The sequence below is a fragment of the Pseudomonas sp. JQ36 genome (assembly GCF_053851495.1).
In genome coordinates this window covers 4,364,950-4,382,205 of record NZ_CM132642.1, presented here as the reverse complement: position 1 = coordinate 4,382,205, position 17,256 = coordinate 4,364,950, and the positions used below count along the sequence as shown (strand labels likewise).

Here is a 17,256-nt window from a genome sequence, read left to right as displayed (position 1 = left end):
TAGCAGGCCATTGCAGCCTGCTATCTCTTGTCTTCAGGCCTGGTGACTGATCCGCCCGTCCACCAGTGTGTAACGCACCAGACCCGGAAGGGTGTGACCGAGGAACGGGCAGTTCTCGCCCTTCGACAGCCAGCCTTCACCAGCCACGGTGGATGCTTTCGGATCGAACAGCACGATATCCGCCGCACCGCCCACCGCCAGTTTGCCCGCCGGCAGACGCAGCGCGTCCGCAGGCCCTGCGCTCAGGCGCGCCAGCAGTGTTGGCAGATCCAGCAAGCCATCCTCAACCAGCGTCATCGCCAGCGGCAGCAGCAATTCGACGCTGCTGATGCCCGGCTCGGTCGCACCGAACGGCGCCAGTTTGGCATCGCGCTCGTGCGGCTGGTGATGGCTGGAGATCGCCGAAATCACCCCGGATTTCACTGCTTCACGCAGGCCATCGCGGTCGGCGCGGGTGCGCAGCGGCGGTTGTACGTGATACAGGCTGCTGAAGTCGATCAGCGCTTCATCGGTGAGGATTAGCTGATACAGAGCGACATCGGCGGTGACTTTCAAGCCACGGGCCTGCGCCTGAGCGATCAGGGCCACGCCGCGCGCGCTGGTCAGTTGGCTGAAGTGCGCGCGCACGCCGGTCTGCTCGACCAGCAGCAGATCGCGGGCCAAAGCCACGGTTTCCGCGGTTTCCGGGATCCCCGGCAGGCCGAGGAAACTGGCGACCGCGCCTTCATGGGCCAGACCGCCATCGGCCAGGTCGTGATCCTGCGAATTGAAAATCACCGTCAGGTCGAAGGTCGCCGCGTAGTCCAGCGCCCGGCACAGGGTGCGGGTGTTGCGGAAACTCTCCAGACCATTGCCGAACGCCACGCACCCGGCGTCGCGCAGCGCCACCAGCTCTGCAAGCTGTTCGCCGTCCAGCCCTTTGCTCAGCGCGCCGATCGGGAACACCTTGGTGTTGCCGGCTTCGCGGGCGCGGTCGAGGATCAGTTCGGCCACGGCCGAGGTGTCGAGTACAGGTTTGGTCTTCGGCGGGCAGCACAGACTGGTCACGCCACCGGCCGCTGCGGCGCGGGTTTCGCTGGCGATCGTGCCTTTGCGGCTGTAACCCGGCTCGCGCAGGGCCACGTTCAGGTCGACCAGGCCCGGTGCTGCAACCAGACCGTTGGCGTCGATGGTTTCCACTGCGGTGAAACCGGCCGGTGCGGCGCCGAGGGCGACGATCTTGCAGGCTTCAACGTGAATGTCGGTGATTTGATCCAGGCCGCTGCTTGGATCGATGACGCGGGCGCCGAGAATGCTGAGCTTCACTGGGCGTTCTCCTGCTCGAATTGACGTTGCGCTGTTTGCCCGCTCATGGCCATGGACAACACGGCCATGCGGGTGGCGATGCCGTAGGTCACTTGATTGAGGATCACTGAGTGCGGGCCGTCGGCCACCGCGGACTCGATTTCCACGCCACGGTTGATCGGCCCCGGGTGCATGACGATGCAATCGGGTTTGGCCCCGGCCAGGCGCGCGGTGGTCAGGCCGAACAGGCGATAGAACTCGCCTTCGCTCGGCAGCAGGCCGCCGGTCATGCGCTCACGCTGAAGGCGCAGCATGATCACCACGTCGACGTCCTTCAGGCCTTCGTTCATGTCGGTGTAGACCTTGACGCCGTACTGCTCGATGCCGATCGGCAGCAGAGTCTTCGGCGCGATCACGCGGATGTCCGGGCAGCCGAGGGTCTTCAGCGCGAGCATGTTCGAGCGCGCCACCCGCGAGTGCAGGATGTCGCCGACGATCGCCACCGAGAGGTTTTCGAAACCGCCCTTGTGCCGACGGATGGTGAGCATGTCGAGCATGCCCTGGGTCGGGTGCGCGTGACGGCCGTCGCCGCCGTTGATGATTGCCACCTGCGGGCAGACGTGTTCGGCGATGAAGTGTGCGGCGCCGGAGTCACCGTGGCGCACGACGAACATGTCGGCGGCCATGGCTTCGAGGTTGCGCAGGGTGTCGAGCAGGGTTTCACCTTTACTGGCCGACGAGGTCGACACGTTCAGGGTGATCACGTCCGCCGACAGCCGCTGGGCCGCCAGTTCGAAGGTGGTGCGGGTGCGGGTGGAGTTTTCGAAGAACACGTTGCACACGGTCTTGCCGCGCAGCAAAGGGACCTTCTTCACCGCCCGGGCACCAACTTCGAGGAACGAGTCGGCAGTGTCGAGGATTTCCGTCAGCAACTCGCGGCGCAGGCCGTCGAGCGAGAGGAAGTGGCGCAGCTGGCCCTGATCATTGAGCTGCAGCGGGCGCTTGGTATCTAGAGGCGTCATCGCGAGGGGGACTCTCAATAAGGGCGGGTTAGGAATTCAGGTCTTGCAGTTCGAGCGTCAGCGGCTCCGGGCCGGACAGCTTGACCCGCTCATTGGCAGCCAGCGACAGGGTCGCACCCACCACGTTCGGACGGATCGGCAGCTCGCCGGCGTCCAGGTCGAGCAGGCAGACCAGGGTCACGCTGGCTGGGCGGCCGTAGTCGAACAGTTCGTTCATGGCGGCGCGGATGGTGCGGCCGCTCATCAGTACGTCATCGATCAGCACCAGATGCTGGCCTTCGATTTCGAAGGGCAGGGCCGACGGGCGCACTTGCGGGTGCAGGCCGTTCTGGCTGAAGTCGTCGCGGTAGAAGGAAACATCCAGCGTGCCCAGCGGCGCATCGCTGGCCAATTCCTTGAGCAAGGCCTGCGCGACCCAGATGCCGCCGGTGCGAATACCGATGTAACGCGGTTCGCTGATATCACGCTGTGCAAGGTGCGCCTTGAGGCGGGTCGCCATCTGGCTGATCAGATCGGCGGGATTGGGCAGGCTCATGGTTGCTCCTTCGTGATTCCGAGCCGCGTCCTGCCGGACGTGGCTGGGTTTATAACCAAAAGAAAAGCGCCGAAGCGCTTGTCAGGATTCAAACAATGCAGTGTTTTCATCGAGCCAGCCCTGCAACAGCAGGGCGGCGGCGATGGCATCCACCGGGTTGTCGCGGTAACTGCCTTTCTGCCCGCCACGCACCAGTCGCTCACCCTTGGCTTCAAAGGTGGTCAGGCGTTCGTCGTGGGTATAGAAGGGCACATTGAAGCGGCCATTGAGGCGCCGGGCGAATTTCTCCGCGCGCAGGCACATCTCGCTGGGCGTACCGTCCATGTTCAGCGGCAGGCCGACCACCACGGCGTCGGGTTTCCATTCCTTGAACAGCGCTTCGACCTGATTCCAGTCGGGTACGCCGTTCTGCGCTTTCAGGGTGCACAGCTCACGGGCCTGGCCGGTAATCACCTGGCCGACCGCAACGCCGATCTGTTTGGTGCCGTAGTCGAAGCCGAGAATCAGGCGCAGGGCCATCAGGCGTGCCCCGCCTGGCTGGTCAGCAGGCTGAGGTTGATCCCCAGATGCCGTGCCGCCGCTTCCAGACGCAGCTCGCTGCTGGTGTTGAACAGGATGTCGGCGTCGTACGGGCAGGTCAGCCAGGCGTTGTCGGCCAGTTCGGCCTCCAGTTGCCCGGCTTCCCAACCGGCATAACCGAGGGCGATTACGCTTTTCGCCGGGCCTACGCCGTCGGCGATGGCGAACAGCACGTCCTGCGAGGTGGACAGCGCCAGATCACCTTCGAGCTCGACGGTGGCCTGAAAGGTCTTGCCCGCCGGGTGCAGGACGAAACCGCGATCGGTCTGCACCGGGCCGCCAATGAAGATCGGCACATGCTGGCACAGCGCCGGCGGATCAATGTCCGGGCGCAGTTGCTCGAGAATGTCAGCCAGATTCAGCTCTTGCGGTCGATTGACCACCAGCCCCATGGCGCCATTGGCCGTGTGCTCGACGATGTAGGTCAAGGTGTGGGCAAAGTTCGGGTCGGCCATGTGCGGCATGGCGATCAGGAAGTGATGCTTGAGGTAGCTGGGGCTGACGTTTTTCATGAGCGATAGTGTGGCGTTCAAGGGGCGAACTGACAAGCTGAGGATCAGAGAACAACGCAGATCAAAGGGTGGGAGCGGGCTTGCTCGCGAAGAGGGCGTGTCAGGCAAAGTCAATGTAGCTGACCCACCGCATTCGCGAGCAAGCCCGCTCCCACAGGGGTTTTGCAGTGTTCTTAATTGCTCGAGAGCTTGTCGCCCCGGGCAAATTTCCAGGTGCGGATGATTTCCAGTCGGTCGATATCCGACAGATCACCGGTAAACGGCGCAAACGGTGCCGCCAGCCGGACGATGCGCTGCGCCGCCTGATCCAGCAGCGGCTGACCGGAGGATTCCAGCACCAGCACTTCATACAGCGAGCCATCGCGGTTGATCGAGACCATCAGCCGCAGGTTGCCGTAAATCTGCTTGCGCCGCGCTTCCTCCGGGTAATTGAGGTTGCCGATGCGCTCGACCTTCTTGCGCCAGTCATCCTTGTACCAGGCGCCCTTGTCGCGCATGGTCGAGGCCGCGCTCAAGCGGTGAATCCGCGGGCGCTTGGCGTACAGCTGTTGTTCGTTGGCCAGTTCCGCTTCAAGGCTGGCGATGTCGCTGGACAGCTGCGAGCTGTCGAACGTCGGCGCGTTGACCGCAGGTTTGGTCTCGGTCCTGGTTTCTTCTTTCTTGGTCGGCGCCTTTTGCTGTTTCGGCGCCACCGTGGTCACCGCAGCCTTGGGCGCGGCCTCGCGTACTTCCGGTTTGGCGGCCGGAGGCGGGGTGACCTTCTTGACTTGATTGTCCTGGAACGGTGCGACCTCGGTGGTCTTGGGGATCGCCTTCTTGTCGAGGGTGCCGCTGCCTTCCTGGTTTTCCTGAGCGAGAAAATCGGCCTTCTCAGGCTTCTTTTCACTTTTGAAGGTGGCGAGGGTGATTTCCAGGGTTTTGCTGATCTGCTTGGGCTCGACCATGGTGAAGCCAACGCCAAGCAGCAGCGCCAAATGAATCAGCGCCGCGAGAAACAGGGTAAATCCGAGGCGATCGGCCGGGCGCACGCCACGATGGGCGAGTTCTGCGGGCAGATCGGACGGGAGGGTCATGACAAGAAAACCAACATCGCATTTTTCAGAGGCTGCGCATGATAACGCAATGTTGGTTTCGCGCCTTGGGCTTCACGCTTCAAGCGACAAGCTGCATGTGACACACGTCAAGCTTGCGGCTTTTTGCCGGCGGCTTGCAGCTTCTTGTCGATGGCATCCATCAGCATGCCGCCAATGTCGGTACCGAAAGCGTTGTCGATTTCGCGGATGCAGGTCGGGCTGGTGACGTTGATTTCGGTGAGGTTTTCACCGATCACGTCCAGACCGACGAACAGCAGGCCTTTCTCGCGCAAAGTCGGGCCGACCTGGGCGGCGATCCAGCGATCCTTGTCGGTCAACGGCCGTGCTTCACCACGACCACCGGCCGCGAGGTTGCCACGGGTTTCGCCCTGGGCCGGAATCCGTGCCAGGCAGTAATCCACCGGCTCGCCGTCGATCATCAGGATGCGCTTGTCACCGTCCTTGATCGCCGGCAGGTAGGCCTGGCCCATGATCTGCTGATTGCCGAGGGCGGTCAGGGTTTCCAGAATCACCGACAGGTTCGGGTCGCCGGCGCGGTGACGGAAAATCGAAGTGCCACCCATGCCGTCCAGCGGCTTGAGAATCACGTCACCGTGTTTGGCAGCGAATTCACGCAGCACATCGGCGCGACGGCTGACGATGGTTGGCGGCGTGCACTGCGGGAACAGCGTGGCGAACAGTTTTTCGTTGCAGTCGCGCAGGCTCTGCGGCTTGTTGACCACCAGCACGCCAGCGGTTTCGGCCTGTTCCAGCAAGTAGGTGGAGTAAACGAACTCCATGTCGAACGGCGGATCCTTGCGCATCAGGATCACGTCGAGGTCGCTCAGCAGGTTGTCCTGCTCGGCGTCCAGTTCGAACCATTTTTCCGGGTTGGCGAAGACTTTCAGCGGCTTCATGCGCGCCCGGGCCTGACCTTCGGCCTGATACAGGTCGCGCTGCTCCATGTAGAACAGTTCCCAGCCACGTTTCTGCGCGGCCAGCAGCATGGCCAGCGAGCTATCCTTTTTATAGGAAATGCTGGCGATAGGGTCCATGACAATCCCGACGCGAACGCTCATTGGGTTTTCCTCGAAAATTGGCTACCGGATCGGTATTGAAAAAGTGCCGCCAGAGTGGCGCTGGCAGGGTTTTCGGTCAAGGAAAAACCCGTCGATAGATTGCATCTGGAGACTGTGCTAAAAAGGCTGGCATAGCGTGCTGGCCCTTGAGCATCAAGGGTTTCCAGCCATTACTCATCGCAAAACGGACAATTTGATTCGCAAAGGCGACGGTAGAGCCCTCTTATGGAACAGCAGTCCAGCGCCTTGAAGGTCATGGTGATCGATGACTCGAAAACGATTCGTCGCACCGCCGAAACGCTGTTGAAAAATGTGGGCTGCGAAGTCATCACGGCCATCGACGGTTTCGACGCGTTGGCGAAGATCGCCGACAACCACCCCGGAATCATTTTTGTCGACATCATGATGCCGCGTCTGGATGGTTATCAGACCTGCGCTTTAATCAAGAACAACAGTGCGTTCAAGGCCACGCCGGTGATCATGCTGTCGTCGCGTGACGGGCTGTTCGACAAGGCCAAGGGGCGGATTGTCGGTTCTGATCAATTTTTGACCAAGCCTTTCAGCAAGGAAGAACTGCTCGACGCGATTCAGGCCCATGTTCCGGGCTTCGCCGCCGTTTTGCCGCAGTAAGACACGTACAGTGACGCTCGGCCAGCGGGCCGGGTGTCGACAAGAAAAATGGGGAAGACCATGGCACGTATCCTGATCGTCGATGATTCGCCGACTGAAATGTACAAACTCACCGGCATGCTGGAAAAGCACGGCCATGAAGTGCTCAAGGCCGAAAACGGCGCCGACGGCGTGGCCCTGGCCCGTCAGGAAAAACCCGACGCGGTATTGATGGACATCGTCATGCCCGGCCTCAACGGCTTCCAGGCTACCCGGCAACTGACCAAGGATGCCGAAACCAGCCACATTCCGGTGATCATCATCACCACCAAGGATCAGGAAACCGACAAGGTCTGGGGCACACGCCAGGGCGCGAAGGATTACCTGACCAAACCGGTCGAAGAAGACATGCTGATCAAGACCCTGAACAACGTGCTGGCCGGTTGATCGCGCGGCCATGAACCAGTCGCTGACCGCGTTCGAGCTGCTGTGGCAGATCGACCAGCGCTGCCGCCTGTTGGCGGCGGATCTGCCGTCGCAGCCCGGCCGTCAGGATCGCTGGAGCGGCATCGGCTTTCGCCTTGGCGAGCATTGGTACGTGACGCCGATGGGCGAAGTCAGCGAAGTGCTGCACGAACCGCGCTGCACTCAGTTGCCCGGGGTCAAGCCGTGGGTCAAAGGGGTGGCTAACCTGCGTGGGCGCTTGCTGCCGATCATGGACCTGTGCGGCTTCTTCGGTCACGAGCTGTCGCCATTGCGCAAACAGCGGCGGGTATTGGTGGTGGAGCACAACGATGTGTTCGCCGGGCTGCTGGTCGATGAGGTGTTCGGTTTGCAGCACTTCGCGCAGGACAGCTTCGAACCGATCTCGATCAGCAAGCGCCAGGGCTCCAAGGCCGAGTTTGTCAAAGGCTATTTCCGGCGCGAGCAGAACTGGCGGGTGTTCAGCCTGTTTGCGCTGGCCAAATCGCCGGTGTTCATGAGTGTCGCGATTTAGCCGTAACAACAAAGATCCCTTGTAGGAGTGAGCCTGCTCGCGATTCAGGCACCGCGGTGTATCAAGTACACCGCGTTATCGTTCAATCGCGAGCAGGCTCACTCCTACAGGTTCTACGGTGAGCTTCAAACAGGCGAGGACCGATGACAAAAGCAAAAACAGGCAAGTCGGCAGAAGGGTCGCGCAGTCGCTCGCAGATCATCGTGCTGTTCATCGCACTGATCGTGTTCATCATGCTGCTGTTCGCCAACTTCGCGTACCTCAACACCCAGGCCAACTATGACAAGCAGTACATCGGTCATGCCGGTGAACTGCGCGTGCTGTCACAACGCATCGCCAAGAACGCCACCGAAGCCGCCGCCGGCAAGGCTGCTGCGTTCAAGCTGCTGAGTGATGCACGTAACGATTTTGCCCAGCGCTGGGGTTACCTGAAGAAAGGTGACCCGGCCACCGGCCTGCCGCCCGCGCCGGCCACCGTGCGCCCGGAAATGCGCGCGGTGCAGCTGGATTGGGAACGCCTGCTGAAAAACACCGATGCGATTCTCTCCAGCGAACAGACCGTGCTCTCGCTGCATCAGGTCGCCGCGACCCTGGCCGAAACCGTGCCGCAATTGCAGATCGAGTACGAAAAAGTCGTCGAGATCCTCCTGCAACGTGGCGCCCCGGCAGCGCAAGTCGCGATGGCCCAACGTCAATCGCTGCTGGCTGAACGCATCCTCGGCGCGGTTAACACCGTGCTCGCTGGCGACGAGAACTCGCAGCAAGCCGCCGACGCTTTCGGCCGCGATGCCACCCGTTTCGGCCAGGTGCTCAACGGCATGTTGCAGGGCAACCCGGCGCTGAAAGTCAGCCAAGTCGAAGACCGTGATGCCCGCGCCCGTTTGAGTGAAATCTCCGAGCTGTTCCAGTTCGTCTCCGGCTCCGTGGATGAAATCCTCGAAACCTCGCCGGAACTGTTCAAGGTCCGGGAGTCGGCGAGCAACATTTTCAGCCTGTCGCAGACCCTGCTCGACGAAGCCTCGCACCTCGCCAGCGGTTTCGAAAACCTCGCCGGCGGGCGCAACACCGACACCATCGGCGGCTACGTGCTGGGCTTGCTGGCGCTGGCCTCGATCATCCTGATCGGTCTGGTCATGGTTCGTGAAACCAACCGCCAGTTGCGCGAGACCGCCGAGAAGAACGAACGCAACCAGAACGCGATCATGCGTCTGCTCGACGAGATTGAAGACCTCGCCGACGGCGACCTGACGGTGACCGCCTCGGTAACCGAAGACTTCACCGGGACCATCGCCGACTCGATCAACTACTCGGTTGATCAACTGCGCGATCTGGTCGCCACCATCAACCTCACCGCCGGCCAGGTGGCTGCCGCCGTGCAGGAAACCCAGGCCACCGCGATGCACCTGGCCCAGGCTTCGGAACATCAGGCGCAGCAGATTTCCGAAGCCTCGACCGCGATCAGCGACATGGCTCAGTCGATCGATCAGGTCTCGGCCAACGCTGCCGAATCCTCGGCGGTGGCCGAGCGTTCGGTGGAAATCGCCAACAAGGGCAACGAGGTGGTGCACAACACCATCCACGGTATGGACAACATTCGCGAACAGATTCAGGACACCGCCAAGCGCATCAAGCGTCTGGGCGAGTCGTCGCAGGAGATCGGCGACATCGTCAGCCTGATCGACGACATTGCCGACCAGACCAACATCCTCGCGCTCAACGCGGCGATTCAGGCCTCGATGGCCGGGGATGCCGGGCGCGGCTTTGCCGTGGTTGCCGACGAAGTGCAGCGACTGGCCGAACGTTCGTCCGCCGCCACCCGGCAGATCGAAACCCTGGTGCGGGCGATTCAGACCGACACCAACGAAGCGGTGATCTCCATGGAACAGACCACCACCGAGGTGGTGCGCGGCGCGCGGCTGGCGCAGGATGCCGGTGTGGCCCTGGAAGAAATCGAAGGCGTATCGAAGACCCTCGCCGCGCTGATCCAGAGCATCTCCAACGCGGCGCAGCAGCAGACCTCGTCGGCCGGGCAGATCTCGCTGACGATGAACGTGATCCAGCAGATCACCACGCAGACCTCGTCCGGCTCGACCGCCACCGCCGAGAGCATCGGCAACCTGGCGAAAATGGCCAGTCAGCTGCGCCGTTCGGTATCCGGTTTCACCTTGCCGTCGGCGTCCGCGACGGATAAGGCGTGAGTGGAGTGGTTATGGGTGACCGGCACGACTACGTGGCCCTCGAATGGGTCAAGGGTGAAATTGCCGAAACGCTGAAACAGGCGCATCAGGCGATTGAAACCGTGCTCGATGACCCGCAGGCCACGCCGGGGCTGGATGAGTGCCTGGCGTATATCCATCAGGTGCACGGCAGTTTGCAGATGGTCGAGTTCTACGGCGCGGCGTTGCTTGCCGAAGAAATGGAGCATCTGGTCGAAGCCTTGCAGCACGGGCGCGTCGCCCATCGCGACGAAGCCCTGCACCTGCTGCTGCAAGCCCTTGGGCAATTGCCGATCTACCTCGATCGGGTGCAGAGTGCGCGCCGCGACTTGCCGCTGGTGGTGCTGCCGCTGATCAACGACCTGCGCAGTGCGCGCGGCGACAGCCTGCTCTCGGAAACCAGCCTGTTCAGCCCGCCACTGCCGGACTTGCCGCCGTTGAGCGCAGAAGCGCTGGCCGCGCTGGAGCCGGCCGAGTGGCCCAACATGCTGCGCAAGTTGCGCCAGATGCTGCAGATGGCGCTGGTCGGTTTGCTGCGCGAGCAGGATGACCAGACCCACCTCGAATACCTGGCGAAAGTCTTCCAGCGTCTCGAAGCGCTCAGCGCGGATGCGCCGTTGAGCCCGCTGTGGCAGGTCGCTTCCGCGCTGGTCGAAGGCATGCGCGAAGGCGCCATCGCCAACAGCCCGGCGCTGCGCAGCCTGTTCAAGGACGCCGACAAGGAACTCAAACGCCTGCTCGAACAAGGCCCACGCGGCCTCAATCAGCCGCCCCCGCCGGAGCTGCTGAAAAGCCTGCTGTTCTATATTGCCAAAGCCGAACATCCCACCGGGCAGATGCTGACCATGAAAGATCGCTACTCCCTGGACGACGCGTTGCCCGACAGCGCGATGGTCGACGAAGAACGTGCGCGTCTGGCCGGCCCCGACCGCGATGCGATGCGCTCGGTGCTGGCGGCGCTGTGCGAAGAGCTGGTGCGGGTCAAGGAGCGCCTCGACCTGTTCGTGCGTAGCGACCGTCAGCACACCTCCGACCTGGAGAGCCTGCTCGCGCCGTTGCGGCAGATCGCCGATACCCTCGCGGTGCTCGGTTTCGGCCAGCCGCGCAAAGTCATCATCGATCAACTGGCGGTGGTGCTCAGCCTCGCCCAGGGCCAGCGCGAACCGAATGACGCGACCCTGATGGACGTTGCCGGCGCGCTGCTTTACGTCGAAGCCAACCTCGCCGGAATGGTCGGTACCGTAGAGCCGGAAAGTCCCGAAGACGCGCGCCTGCCGACCACCGACCTGACGCAGATCCATCAGATCGTGATCAAGGAAGCACGCATCTGCCTGCAACAGGCCAAGGACATGATCGTCGATTACATCGACGCCGACTGGGATCGCCAGCAACTGCAACCGTTGCCGGAACTGCTGACCCAGGTGCGCGGCGCGCTGGCGATGATTCCGTTGAGCCGCGCGGCGAGTCTGGTCGAGGCCTGTAACAGCTTCATTCGCGAACACTTGCTGCTCGATCCGCACCAGCCGGGCTGGCAGCAACTGGATAATCTGGCCGACGTCATCACCAGCCTCGAGTATTACCTCGAACGCCTGAGCGACGACCCGCAAGCGCCGAATGAACAACTGCTGGATGTCGCACAAAAGAGCCTCGCCAGCCTCGGTTTCTTTCCACACGAACAGCACGTGCCGCTGCTCGACGATGTGCTCAGCCCCAGCGAAGCGCTGGTGATGCAGGACCTGCAAGCGCTGGATGACCCCGAGACCGTGCAGTCGCTGGCCGACGTGCTGGCCAGCCCCGTGTCGGCGGTCAACCCGCCGGCCTTGATCACGCCCGGCAGCCTGATGCCACCACCGGCCGATGAAGAACCGGTGGACGACGAACTGCGCGAAGTGTTCCTCGAAGAGACCGACGAAGTCCTCGAAGTCCTGCACGAATATCTGCCGCGCTGGTCGGCGGACACCCATGACCGCGCCGCCCTGACCGAGCTGCGCCGCGCCTTTCACACCTTGAAGGGCAGCGGGCGCATGGTTCGTGCGCTGATCCTTGGCGAGTTGGCCTGGGCGGTGGAAAACCTGCTCAACCGCGTGCTGGAACACAGCGTCGAACCCGGCGCGCAGGTGCAGCAGTTGCTCACCGACACCGTGTTGCTGCTGCCGGAACTGATCAGCGAATTCGCCACGCAGCGCCAGCGTCAGCGCAGCGATGTCGATCAACTGGCGGCCCGCGCGCATGCGCTGGCCAAAGGCGTCGAGCCGCTGGCGGCCGAAGACGTCGCCGACGTGGCGGCCCTCGATCCGCTGTTGCTGGAAATCTTCCGCAACGAGGCCGAAACCCACCTCGCCAGCCTTAACCGCTTCCTCGATCAGGCTGCCGAGCATGTGCCGCTGCCGGCCAGCGACGAATTGCAGCGCGCCTTGCACACGCTCAAGGGCAGTGCGTCGATGGCCGGCGTGTTGCCGATTGCCGAACTGGCGGCGCCGCTGGATAAACTGGCGCGCGAATTCAAGGCGCATCAGTTGCCGCTGGATCTCGATGAAGTGGAATTGCTCCTTGAAGCCGAAGGCCTGTTCCGCGTCGGTCTGCGCCAGCTCAAGCACGATCCGCTGGCACCGATTGTCGGTGCGCAGTCGCTGATCAAACGCACCGAAACGCTGCTGGCCGAACGCCTGGAAGCGATCCTCAACGCGCCGAACACCGGCCTGCGGATCAAGCGCGATCCGCAACTGATCAACAACTTCCTCGCTCAAGGCATGGACATCCTGCTCGACGCCGAAAGCCTGTTGCAACGCTGGCAGCAACACCCCGGCGAGCGCCAGGAACTCAGCGCGCTGCTGGACGAACTCACTACTCTGGGCGAAGGCGCACACCTCGCCGATCTGCTGCCGGTGGACGTGCTCTGCGAAGCCTTGCTCGACCTCTATGGCGCCGTCGAAGAAAGCAGCCTGGCGGTCAGCGACAGGTTTTTCCACGAAGCGCAGAACGCTCACGAAGCGCTGATCAACATGCTCGACGAACTGGCCGCCGGCCAGGAAATCACCCCACAGCCGCAGCGCATTCGCGCCCTGCACGAACTGCTCGATGAAAGCCTCGACCCGGCAGCGATGGGGCTGATTCGCAGCGACGGCAGCCGCACCTTGAGCATCAGCGAACTGGGCGCCGCGACCGCCGAACTCGCCCACGCCAATGCCGAGACCGCACCGGACGACGAGATCGTCGAGATCTTCCTCGAAGAAGCGGTGGATATTCTCGACAGTGCCGGGCAAGCCCTGCAGCGCTGGTTGAGCGACCCGGACAACGCTGCGCCGCTGTCGTCGTTGCAGCGCGATCTGCACACCCTCAAGGGTGGCGCACGGATGGCCGAGGTCGACGCCATCGGCGATCTGGCACATGAGCTGGAAAGTCTCTACGAAGGTCTGGTGGATCGTCGCCACAGCTACAGCGAGCTGCTCGGACGCTTGCTGCACAAGAGCCACGACCGCTTGGCGCAGTTGCTCGAACAGTTGCACAACCATCAGCCGCTGACCCCGGCGCTAGACCTGATCGAGTCGATCCGCCAGTTCCGTCAGGGCCAGTCCGGCAGTTCCGAACCGGTGCAGCCGACGGCTGTACCCGACAGCGCAGCGCATGATCCGGAGCTGCTGGAAATCTTCCTCGAAGAAGGTTTCGACATCATCGAAAGCTCCGGCGCGGCGCTGCTGCGCTGGCAGGCGGAGCCGGGCAATCGCCAGGAAGTGGAAACCCTGCTGCGCGATCTGCACACCCTCAAAGGCGGCGCGCGGATGGTCGAGATCGGCCCGATCGGCGACCTCGCCCATGAGTTGGAATACCTTTATGAAAGTCTCGCCACCGGCGTACTGCAACCGTCCGCCGAACTGTTCGCGCTGGTGCAGCGCGGGCATGACCGGCTGGCGCAGATGCTCGACGGCGTGCGCGCCGGGCAGCCTTGCCCACCGGCGGATCGGCTGATCAATGCGATCCAGAATTTCAGCCACCCGGCGACTCCGGACATACCGCCGCCGTTGCCGCTTGCGGCCAAGACCGAGCCTGCTGCACCGGCCGCCGATGCTGGCGCGGACATGGTCAAGGTCTCTGCCGAACTGCTCGATGAGCTGGTCAATCTGGCCGGCGAAACCTCGATTTTCCGTGGGCGTATCGAGCAGCAAGTCAGCGATGCGCAAACCGCGCTGAACGAGATGGAAACCACCATCGAGCGCATGCGCGATCAATTGCGCCGGCTCGACACTGAAACCCAGGGACGGATTCTCAGCCGTCAGCAAGTCGATGCCGAACGCCTCGGTTACGAAGAATTCGACCCGCTGGAAATGGACCGCCATTCGCAGTTGCAGCAACTGTCGCGGGCACTGTTCGAATCCGCCTCCGACTTGCTCGACCTGAAGGAAACCCTCGAGCGCCGCAATCACGACGCCGAGAACCTGTTGCAGCAACAGGGGCGGATCAATACCGAATTGCAGGAAGGCCTGATGCGCACGCGCATGGTGCCGTTCGAGCGGATGCTGCCGCGCCTGAAACGCATCGTGCGGCAGGTCGCCGAAGAGCTGAACAAAGACGTCGCGTTCATCATCGGCAACGCCGAAGGCGAGATGGATCGCAACGTGCTGGAGCGCATGGCCGCGCCGCTGGAGCACATGCTGCGCAACGCCGTCGACCATGGTCTGGAGTCGGCCGAAGTGCGGCTGGCGGCGGGCAAACCGGCGCAAGGCACGATCACCCTCGACCTGACCCGCGAGGGCGGCGACATCGTTTTCGATATTCGCGACGACGGCGCCGGGGTGCCGCTGGAAGCGGTGCGGCGCAAAGCGATCAAGCGCGGCCTGCTCGCACCGGACGCCGAAATCAGCGACCGCGACGTGCTGCAGTTCATCCTGCAGCCGGGCTTCTCCACGGCGGAAAAGATCACCCAGATTTCCGGGCGCGGCGTCGGCATGGACGTGGTTCACGAAGAAGTCCGTCAGCTCGGCGGCACCATGAGCATCGACTCGGTGCCGGGGCAGGGCGTGCATTTCCGCATTCGCTTGCCGTTCACCGTGTCGGTCAACCGTGCGCTGATGGTGCAGTGCGGCGAGGATCAATACGCGATTCCGCTGAACACCATCGAAGGCATCGTGCGCGTGTTGCCGAATGATCTGGAAGCGCACTACCGCAACGATCCGCCGAGCTACCACTACGCCGGCCAGCGTTACGAATTGTGCTATCTGGGCGAGCTGCTGAAAACCGCGCCGCGGCCGAAACTGCTCGGCCAGAGCCTGCCATTGCCGGTGCTGCTGGTGCAGTGCAATGACCGGCACATCGCGGTGCAGGTCGATGCGATGGCCGGCACCCGCGAGATCGTGGTCAAGAGCCTCGGCCCGCAGTTCGCGGCGGTGCAGGGCGTGTCCGGGGCGACGATTCTCGGCGATGGCCGGGTGGTGCTGATTCTTGACTTGCTCGCGCCGATCCGCGCGATGCAGGCGCGGGTTGCACAGCGTCCGGCGCAGGCGGAAATCGACAGCGAACCGCAGAAGCCACTGCTGGTGCTGGTGGTCGATGACTCGGTGACCGTGCGCAAGGTCACCAGCCGATTGCTCGAACGTCACGGCATGAACGTGCTGACCGCCAAGGACGGTGTCGATGCCATGTTGTTGCTCGAAGAGCACATGCCCGACCTGATGCTGCTCGACATCGAAATGCCGCGCATGGACGGCTTCGAAGTCGCCACCCAGGTACGCAACGATGAGCGCCTGCAACACCTGCCGATCATCATGATCACCTCGCGCACCGGGCAGAAACACCGCGACCGCGCGATGGCCATCGGCGTCAACGACTACCTCGGCAAGCCGTATCAGGAATCGGTGCTGCTCGAAAGCATTGCCCACTGGAGCAAGAAACATGCATGAGCGCCGCCACAACGCGCGCACCAGCCAACTCACCGGCCTGCTGCTGCCGTTGGCCGATCGCAACCTGATCCTGCCCAACGTCGCCGTGGCCGAGCTGATTGACTACCAGGCCAGCGCCTTCGATCTGGACACCCCGCCGTGGTACCTGGGGCGGGTGAGCTGGCGTGAACGGCAGATTCCGCTGCTGAGTTTCGAGTCGGCCTGCGGACAGAAAGTCGTCATCGGCGAACGCGCACGGATCGTCATCCTCAATGCTCTCGGTGGGTTGCCGCAGCTGAAATTCATTGCGTTGCTGGTGCAGGGAATTCCGCGTTCGTACAAGCTCGACAGCCAGTTGAGTTATGTCGATGTGCCGTTGTGTGCCCTGGAACAGGCGGCGGTGCAGGTCGGGGATCAGGTGGCCAAGGTCCCGGACTTGTTGGGGTTGGAGCAGTTGTTGGTGGAGGCTGGGCTGGTTCACTGATCCGGAATCTTCAGGGGCCTGACTGGCCTCTTCGCGAGCAAGCCCGCTCCCACAGTGGGTCTTCAGTGGATGCAGATTCTATGTACGACACAAATCCCCTGTGGGAGCGGGCTTGCTCGCGAAGGCGCCAGTCGCCTCACCCCAATCCGACAGACAAATCCCCAATCTCTACAGCACAATAAACGCCAAGCAGTACAGCTGTTTAAAGACACTCAGTGTTACGCCTCACCAGCCTACAAATCCTTGCGCCGCTGCCTACGCATGCACCAGAATCCGCCGGCTTGTGCGCCCTCGGCAGGCTGCGTAACTTAATTGCGTCACTGATTCCCAGTGATCGGGTTTAGCAGCCCATGGTTAATCTAAGGGTGCACATACATCATCGTCAGGCTCAGTGCCTGCATTCGATGGCGGCTGTGCGCAGGGCGCTTCGGCGCGCCGGCTTCCTTAGGTTCCCCGGTCTGCTAACCTGCGTTCAGCTGCCACCCCTTCTTTTAGCAGAGAAGCGGTTCCAGCTTTATTTCGGAACCTGAGAATGATTAAACCAACACCAAGTCCGCCGCCAACAGATGCGGCATCCCCCTACGAAGCCCCCGAATCAAAGAAATTCCACGAAGCCGCCGAACGCGCCCTCGACCATTACCTCGGCCCGCCAAAACCCGACCTCATGGCCACGCCCTACACCCCCAACACGCTGTACATGGCCAACCCCGACGCCGACAGCGAATCCCTGCTGGCCGACGCCAGTGAATCCCTCGGCTCGGCCACGGTCATGCTCAACAACCATGCGGCGCTGGTGCAAGGCACGCACCGCAAGACGCTGCAGGGCATTGCTCAGGTGGTGATGGTGGCGGAGATGGCGGTGAATCGGGTGTTGGATAAGTTGGTGCCGACTGGCTGAGTCATGCGCTGAATGCTCTGGCCCCTTCGCGAGCAAGCCCGCTCCCACAGGGGGATCTCCAGTGGATGCGGATCTTGTGTACGACACAAATCCCC

The 17,256-nt window shown here is 62.6% G+C and carries 14 protein-coding genes; 7 read left to right on the top strand and 7 right to left on the bottom strand.

Features of this window, described 5'->3' with window-relative positions; all coding sequences use genetic code 11:
- Nucleotides 1-33 precede the first annotated feature (33 nt).
- From ACS4NR_RS19750 to gshB, 7 genes are all read right to left on the bottom strand, one after another.
- Nucleotides 34-1,305 (bottom strand): dihydroorotase, encoded by a 1,272-nt coding sequence (locus ACS4NR_RS19750; RefSeq protein WP_456018136.1) that lies wholly within the window; start codon nucleotides 1,303-1,305, stop codon nucleotides 34-36.
- A complete protein-coding gene (locus tag ACS4NR_RS19745; RefSeq protein WP_456018135.1) occupies nucleotides 1,302-2,306 on the bottom strand; it encodes an aspartate carbamoyltransferase catalytic subunit in 1,005 nt (334 codons plus the stop codon). The genes ACS4NR_RS19750 and ACS4NR_RS19745 overlap by 4 nt, the downstream gene beginning before the upstream one ends.
- Nucleotides 2,307-2,334: 28 nt before the next feature.
- Nucleotides 2,335-2,841, bottom strand: coding sequence for a bifunctional pyr operon transcriptional regulator/uracil phosphoribosyltransferase PyrR (gene pyrR / locus ACS4NR_RS19740; protein ID WP_027610583.1), 507 nt, complete (start codon nucleotides 2,839-2,841; stop codon nucleotides 2,335-2,337).
- Between the two features lie 81 nt (nucleotides 2,842-2,922).
- The gene (gene ruvX / locus ACS4NR_RS19735; RefSeq protein WP_003229101.1) at nucleotides 2,923-3,360 is read right to left on the bottom strand and encodes a Holliday junction resolvase RuvX; all 438 of its coding nucleotides are present in this window, start codon (nucleotides 3,358-3,360) and stop codon (nucleotides 2,923-2,925) included.
- Nucleotides 3,360-3,932: a YqgE/AlgH family protein gene (locus ACS4NR_RS19730; RefSeq protein WP_064589633.1), complete on the bottom strand. Its 573-nt coding sequence runs from the start codon at nucleotides 3,930-3,932 to the stop codon at nucleotides 3,360-3,362. The genes ruvX and ACS4NR_RS19730 overlap by 1 nt, the downstream gene beginning before the upstream one ends.
- 173 nt (nucleotides 3,933-4,105) lie before the next feature.
- Nucleotides 4,106-5,005, bottom strand: coding sequence for an energy transducer TonB (locus tag ACS4NR_RS19725; protein ID WP_095137532.1), 900 nt, complete (start codon nucleotides 5,003-5,005; stop codon nucleotides 4,106-4,108).
- A 107-nt stretch (nucleotides 5,006-5,112) separates the two neighbouring features.
- Entirely contained in the window at nucleotides 5,113-6,084 is a 972-nt protein-coding gene (gshB, locus tag ACS4NR_RS19720) for a glutathione synthase (protein WP_095137531.1), read from the bottom strand.
- Nucleotides 6,085-6,309: 225 nt separating this feature from the next.
- On the opposite strand from gshB, the gene pilG reads away from it, so the two are divergent.
- From pilG to ACS4NR_RS19685, 7 genes are all read left to right on the top strand, one after another.
- Nucleotides 6,310-6,714: a twitching motility response regulator PilG gene (gene pilG, locus ACS4NR_RS19715; RefSeq protein WP_041063509.1), complete on the top strand. Its 405-nt coding sequence runs from the start codon at nucleotides 6,310-6,312 to the stop codon at nucleotides 6,712-6,714.
- A 60-nt stretch (nucleotides 6,715-6,774) separates the two neighbouring features.
- Nucleotides 6,775-7,140, top strand: coding sequence for a twitching motility response regulator PilH (pilH, locus tag ACS4NR_RS19710; protein ID WP_025109154.1), 366 nt, complete (start codon nucleotides 6,775-6,777; stop codon nucleotides 7,138-7,140).
- A gap of 10 nt (nucleotides 7,141-7,150) precedes the next feature.
- Nucleotides 7,151-7,690, top strand: a complete 540-nt coding sequence (locus ACS4NR_RS19705; protein WP_095137529.1) for a chemotaxis protein CheW — start codon at nucleotides 7,151-7,153, stop codon at nucleotides 7,688-7,690.
- A gap of 143 nt (nucleotides 7,691-7,833) precedes the next feature.
- Nucleotides 7,834-9,888: a methyl-accepting chemotaxis protein gene (locus ACS4NR_RS19700; RefSeq protein WP_095137528.1), complete on the top strand. Its 2,055-nt coding sequence runs from the start codon at nucleotides 7,834-7,836 to the stop codon at nucleotides 9,886-9,888.
- 11 nt (nucleotides 9,889-9,899) lie between these two features.
- On the top strand, nucleotides 9,900-15,800 hold the full coding sequence (locus ACS4NR_RS19695; protein ID WP_456020399.1) for an Hpt domain-containing protein: 5,901 nt from the start codon (nucleotides 9,900-9,902) through the stop codon (nucleotides 15,798-15,800).
- A complete protein-coding gene (locus ACS4NR_RS19690; protein WP_456018134.1) occupies nucleotides 15,793-16,263 on the top strand; it encodes a chemotaxis protein CheW in 471 nt (156 codons plus the stop codon). Before ACS4NR_RS19695 ends, ACS4NR_RS19690 begins: the two co-directional genes overlap by 8 nt.
- 532 nt (nucleotides 16,264-16,795) lie before the next feature.
- Entirely contained in the window at nucleotides 16,796-17,161 is a 366-nt protein-coding gene (locus ACS4NR_RS19685; RefSeq protein ID WP_204894113.1) for a DUF6124 family protein, read from the top strand.
- The last annotated feature ends 95 nt before the right edge of the window (nucleotides 17,162-17,256 follow it).